This is a genomic window from Flavobacterium sp., from assembly GCF_049240005.1.
In the GTDB taxonomy this organism is placed as follows: Bacteria; Bacteroidota; Bacteroidia; order Flavobacteriales; family Flavobacteriaceae; genus Flavobacterium.
The window spans coordinates 24,561-31,565 of record NZ_JBMLTK010000051.1 but is presented as its reverse complement, the minus strand read 5'-3'; the positions used below and the strand labels follow the sequence as shown (position 1 = coordinate 31,565).

Genomic DNA, 7,005 nt, shown 5'->3' with positions numbered 1-7,005 from the left:
TCGTTTGTTGTACAGCAAAGCGCAAGCAGCACAAGCACGATTTACAGCAACAGACTTTCAAGCAGAAACGCAGATCGTCTTAGTGAAAATCTACGATGCGCAAAATGAAGTTTATCTGAGAAAGTTCCCATTTAAGAACTAAATTCTTCAACTTATATCTTAAAAAATCGGTCTCAAATTGGGACCGATTTTTTTGTTTCATACTATTTCTTAGCATTGAAGAATCAAAGTAAAACAGCCGCTTGCGTGTTCTTCTTTATATAGGTTTTTTCTTACATTTTTAATAATCAAACGCATTTTATCGCTGTATTTTGCATTTCATCGTTGATTTTGTTAAAATTTAACACTTTTTATTTGGCGTCCTATAACTTATTAATGTAGTTTTATCCTTGCATTGAAAATGCGACATATCAATTCATTATCTAAAAGCCCCGAGATATGAAAAAAACTACACGATTATTGCTTATCGCAATTCTATTATTAGGAACTGCCCTTTCTTCAAAACTATTTGCTCAAAGTCGAACATATACAAGCACAGGCGTGTTTACTCCTCCTGCGGGTGTCAACTCGGTTCGTGTTGAACTATGGGGAGCTGGTGGTGCCGGAGGTGGTGTTACAGGAACTAGTTCTGCAGGTGGTGGTGGTGCCGGAGGTGCTTATACTAGACATAATGCAATACCTGTAGTAGCAGGAACTAATTATACTGTAAATGTTGGTGTAGGTGGTACAGGTAGCACGGGTATAGGTGCACCGGGCGGATCTACTTGGTTTAGTAGCACTACAACGCTATTAGCTGTTGGTGGAAACGGCGGTGCACGTGCAAACAATAATAACCAATCTGCGGCAGGAGCAACTGGCCCACTTACCGGAAATGTAGGCGGACAAGTTAATTTCTACGGAGGTGCAGGTTCAGCTGGTGTTGCTTTAACATCCGGAGGAGCGGGCGGAAGTAGCGCTGGAACCGGATCTAATGGAAATAACGCTTTGGCAGCTGTGGGAGGAACAGCACCCACTGGTGGAGGTGCAGGAGCTAACGGCGTTGTAGGAGATTCTAACGGTATTACAGCTTTAGCAATAGGCGGTGGCGGTGGTGGCGCACGTGCCGCAACATCCACCGATCGTTTAGGTGGACCTGGTGGACCTGGACAAGCAATAGTAACATGGACCTGTCCGACGTACAGCTTAAACTCGACAACTTTATCAAGTTCTACTATATGCTCAGGGCAAACAGTTACTGTAACTTTAAGCGGTACTGGATTGCCTCAAGGAACCTACACTGTAACATACAATTTATCGGGCAGCGTAATTTCTAACGGAGTTACCGCTGCAATGACTGTAAGTGCATCTAATGTGGGTACATTTGCTACACCAACTTTAAACAACGCTGGTACTGTAACTGTAACGATAACTAACCTTGCAAGCGGTAGCAGTCCTGTGCTTTGTTCTAATGCAATCTCTGCCAATAATACAGCTAGCGTTACGGTAAACACAGTGCCAAGTCAGCCTGGAAGCATTACTGGAAATAGCACATTTTGCCCAGGTCAGATCGTATCTTATAGCGTAACTGCTGTGCCGGGTGTAACTTACACTTGGACATTCCCAACTAACTGGACGCAGCAAACGGGTGGAACTTCTTCTTCAGTTACTGTCTTAACAACTACAGATACTGGTAACGTTACTGTAACACCTTCAAATAGCTGTGGAAACGGTACACCACGATCATTAACCGTAACTTCAGACTACCCAACAATCACTTCTACAACAGGTGCTTCAAGAAGTGATTTCGGCCCACTTACACTACAAGCTACAGCGTCTGCAGGAACCATATCTTGGTACGATGTAGCAGTTGGTGGTACCGCTCTTGGAACAGGTACTTCATTTACCACACCAGACTTAGTAAGTACTACTCTATTCTACGTAGAAGCAAATGTTAATGGTTGCGTTACAGTACCGCGTGTAGCAGTGGCTGCTGAGATTATTGCTCCAGAAATAGTGTTTTCTGGAAATGGATTTAACATCGTCGACGAAGACAATACACCCGAAACCACCGATTTTACCAATGTAGGCACTACAAACGTAGGTATTCAACTCAACCGAACTTTTATCATCGAAAACTCAGGAACCGCTAATTTAACCTTAGGCGCAATTACAATCACTGGCGCAAACAGTAGCGAATTCGTAGTTGCAACAGCACCAGCAGCAACAGTAGTACCGGGCGGATCCACCTCAGTCGTCATTCGATTCACGCCAACCGCTGTAGGCATGAGAACCGCTAATTTCTCGATTGTTACTAACGATGCCGACGAAAACCCATTTAGCTTCGATTTAGCAGGAACCGGAGGCACAGGAGTAACACCAGAAATTGATATAGTTGGAAACGGCGTTAGTATTCTTGATGGTGCCTCAGGAACTACTACAACCAATCATACCAACTTCGGAACAGCTCTTATTCCGGGAACTATCACAAGAACATTCACGATTTTTAATACCGGAACAGGACCATTAAACCTAACGGGAACACCAATTGTTGTGCTAACAGGAGGTCCAGAATTTACAGTAAGCCAGCAACCAAATGCAGTGATCCCAGCAGGTGGTAGCTCTACATTTCAAATAACCTACGCACCTACCATCGCTGGAACTACAGTTGCTATAATTTCAATCAACAATACAGATAGCGACGAGAATATATACGACTTCGTAGTTCAAGGAGCAGCACTTGTATCAGGACGTGAAATCGACATTCAAGGTAATGAAATTTCAATCGCCGATGGAGATACAACACCTGCCGTTAACGATCAAACCAACTTCGGTCAAACCGATAGTGCAACTTCTATCGCGATACCATTTAACATCTATTCACTAGGAACTAACTCCCTTACATTAAGTACGACAGTGGGTATATCAGGACCTAACGCTGCACTTTTTACTGCCACACCAGTTCCAGCTTCACTAGCCTCGGGTGCCGTAGCGTCTTTTGTTGTAACATTCACACCAAACACAGTTCTTGGAGTAAAAACAGCAACTATTACTGTTACCAGTAACGATCCGAATGAAGGCACCTACGACTTTGTGGTAAGCGCTGATATCGTAAACGCACCTGTTCCTACATCTGCTCCTGGCGGAATTACCTCAAACTTACGCTTCTGGCTAAAAGCAAACAGTAACGTTGGAACATTAAACGACAACGACGACATGCAAACTTGGCAAGATCAAGTATTAGGAAGTACTAAAACAGCTATTTCCAGATTCGCTCGTGAACCTAAGTTCCGAAACAACCCGAGCTCAAACGTCAACTTCAATCCAGTTGTGAACTTTAACGGAGCAAATTCTATGTCAGGAAACCAAGGCTTCTACAACAGTGAAATGTTCATCGTTATTCGTCCAACAGGTACAATAACTTCTGCTTCTAATCCACAAGATATCTACTGTGGAGACGACATCGCAACTAACCGAAATAGCCAAGACGTTACTGGATTCCAAATGGGTAACACCTCTGTTCGCCATACTAATGAAGTTCTTGCATACAACCAAGGTGCTCAAACATCTTACGGAACAGGCGAAATCAGTACAACTAAATCGTACCGAGGAGTACAAATCTTTAACCCACGAAAGTCGGCCGCCGGTCGTATGGAAATTCTGTGCAACGGTAATTTACTAACTACAACCGAAGTTTTTCCAGCAACGTATAAAGACATAGTGAACTCAAGATACTGGCTCGGTCGAAGCGAATTTTTCGATGCTTCATACAACGGCGATATTCTTGAAATCATCAACTACAGTGCAAGAAATAACACCACCGATAGACAAAGAATCGAATCGTATCTAGCCATTAAATACGGTATAACATTAGGTGTAAACGGAATCAGTCAAAACTACCTTGACTCGGCAGGAAGTGTTATTTACAATTCGGGAGCTGGGTTTAACTATAACGTAGCAGGAATTGGACGCGACGATTTATCCGGACTTAATCAAAAACAATCTAAAACAGAAAATACCAATGCCGATATCACTATTGGCTTAAGCACGATAGCTGAAACAAACAGTGCAAATACAGCTACTTTTGCAGGCGACAAGCGGTTCCTTGTCTGGGGCTCAAACAACGGAACCCTTGGCGCTCAAGCACCAGTTATCGTAAATATGAGTAGTGGAATCTCTGGATTAACTTCTCAAGTCGATTTCGTTTCCATTGGACGTACTTGGCGCGTTGTTGAAACAGGTGGCGATGTGGCTACCGTAACCGTTTCGGTTCCATCAACCCTTTTAACTTCTACGATTACGCCTCCCGGCGACTTCCTGATGTTCATCTCATCAAGTCCCATCTTCAGCCCAACAGCCGAATACCGCATTATGAGATTCAACGGCTCAAAACTTGAATGTACGTACGATTTTAACGGAACTCGATACATCACTTTCGGTTATGCGCCTGAACGTACTTTCGAGCGTTGCATTACCTTCGACGGAGTAAATGATTACCTAGATGCCGGACCAGTATTAAACGTAAATACAGACTTTACCATTTCGGCTTGGGTAAGAAAACAACAAGATGGTCGAAGCATCGTGTCAAAAAGAAATGCCAGTTTCACAGAAGGTTACGACTTCACAATCAACAGTGCAGGTCAGCTAGAATTTTCTTTCATCGCAGGCGGATTACAGCAAATCACGTCTTCTACCGTAATCCCAGCTGATATCTGGCACAACGTTGCAGTTACAGGACAAAACGGAGTCTACACTTTATACATCGATGGTGTTGCAGCGGCTGCACAAACCCTGCCCGTAGTGCCCGCAAATAATCAATCATTTTTAATTGCTGGAGCCGACGCTATATCGCCAACATCGTTCTTCCGTGGTGGTATCGACGAAGTACGCGTGTTTAGTACTGCACTGAGCGCTAACGAACTGCGCTATATCATGAATCAAGAACTACGCAACAACAATAATTTCGTAAACGGCTCGATATTACCTGCAAGCGTTACGAAAAATGAGGTTGCCGACATTCCCTACGCAAACCTCGAAGCGTACTACCCAATGTCGACCTACACATACACCAATGCCAAAGACCAATCGACAAACGACTACACAGCAGCATTGAAAAACCTCACAACCGTTGATTATCAAACTGCTCCACTGCCCTACCGCTCAACAGCCGATGGCAATTGGTACACGCCCGGAGTTTGGAACAATTCAACTGTTACCGATGCACCTTACAGCCTTTCCATTGTAGACGGAACTACACGAATCGCTTGGAATATTGTACAATCGTCACACAACATCGAATCTACTGGAAATAAAGTAATTCTAGGCTTAGATGTCACTGCAAACAAAATGTCTGCTGCAAACAACTCGAAAATCGAAGTTACTCATTATCTAAAACTCGACGGTACGATTGATTTAACCGGCCTATCTCAATTGGTTCAAACTACAGATTCCGACTACGATGCAGCAAGTATCGGCGGTATCGAACGCGAACAATCCGGACAATCAAACTCATTTAATTACAATTTCTGGTGCTCGCCCGTTAGCACACCAAACACACCGCCGAATTCCGGATATACCGTAAGTGGTGTCCTCAGAGATGCAACAGATCCAGAAAACTTGCTAAACATCAACTGGATTGATGATTACTACGGACAACCAACAACTCCGATAACGCTAGGAGCGTATTGGCTATATAAATTTCAAAACGTAGGAAACGACTACGCGAATTGGTCGTTCCTAGGCGTCGACGGTAACCTGCTTCCAGGCGAAGGTTTTACAATGAAAGGCCCAGGTTCAGCCGGAGCTAATCAAAATTACGGTTTCGTTGGAAAACCAAATAATGGTGAAATCACACTACCAATTGGCGGCGGATTTTTAAACCTTTGTGGAAATCCATATCCATCAGCACTAGACGCTCACGCCTTTATTAACGATAACTTAGGTTCACTCGACGGAACACTCTACTTCTGGGAACACTACAGCACCAACTTTACACACAACGTTGGCGATTATCAAGGTGGTTATGCCGCGTTAACATTAGTAGGTTCAACACCGCCTGTTAACCCTCCCGGAGGCAGCGGTTTAGGTTCTTCAACGCGTACAGCAGGACGATACATCCCTGTCGGACAAGGCTTCTTCGTTACCGGAAATACAACCGGCGGATCTATAATTTTCAACAACAACCAGCGTGCGTTTGTTCGCGAAACAAATGCACAGTCAAATGTTATGTTCCGTTCTGCTATTTCGAACGACTCGGGTAATGAAGAAGATGAAATTCCAGCAAATACCTTCAAAAAATTCAAATTCAGCTGCACCGCGCCTCAAGGTGAAAGACGCCAGTTGCTTGTTGGTTTTATGAATCAATTTGCTACAGAAAATTACGATGCCGGCTACGATGCACTTGTATTCGACGAAACACCTTCCGATATGTACATGATTCTCAACGATTCCAAATACGTAATCGATGGTGAAGGTACTTTTGATGTTGATAAAGTAATTCCACTCGGCGTGAAAGCTGCAAACACAGGTAATGTTATCATTAAAGTCGACGAAATCGAAAACTTCGATACTTCTGAAAACATCTACCTCTTTGACGCCCTAACCAATACTTGGACCGATATCAAAAACGGCGAAGCTACTATTTACCTAGAAGCAGGTTTGTACGAAAACCGATTCTCAATTACATTCAACAATAGCCCGCTTAATGTCGAAACTATTCAAAAGAATACTTGCGCAGTAGCATACAACAGCCAAGCTAATGAACTGAGTATCGAAGCCGGTAATGAGCGAATCGAAGCAGTTGAAATCTTTGATATCAGCGGAAAACTAATCGAGACCATTTCAGATGTAAACGCTACTACCCTACTTAATTTCAAATTACAAAAACACAGCATCGGTGCTTACGTAGTTAAAATCACTACCGAAAATGCTGTTTACAGCCGAAAAATGATTTTGCATTAATCCGGCACCCTTTTTTCCCCAAATTCCAAAAAGACCGTCGGCACCAGACGGTCTTTTTATTTTATACAA

At 43.4% G+C, this 7,005-nt stretch carries 1 protein-coding gene; it reads left to right on the top strand.

The window, feature by feature from the left end; genetic code table 11:
- The first annotated feature begins 438 nt into the window (after positions 1 to 438).
- Complete coding sequence (locus tag ACOVQQ_RS04945; RefSeq protein ID WP_421817210.1) at positions 439 to 6,936, top strand: choice-of-anchor D domain-containing protein; 6,498 nt, start codon at positions 439 to 441, stop codon at positions 6,934 to 6,936.
- The last annotated feature ends 69 nt before the right edge of the window (positions 6,937 to 7,005 follow it).

What these genes read in the sequence shown, in the direction of transcription:
- ACOVQQ_RS04945 (WP_421817210.1), top strand. Translation starts at nt 439, where the DNA reads ATGAAAAAAACTACACGATTATTGCTTATCGCAATTCTATTATTAGGA.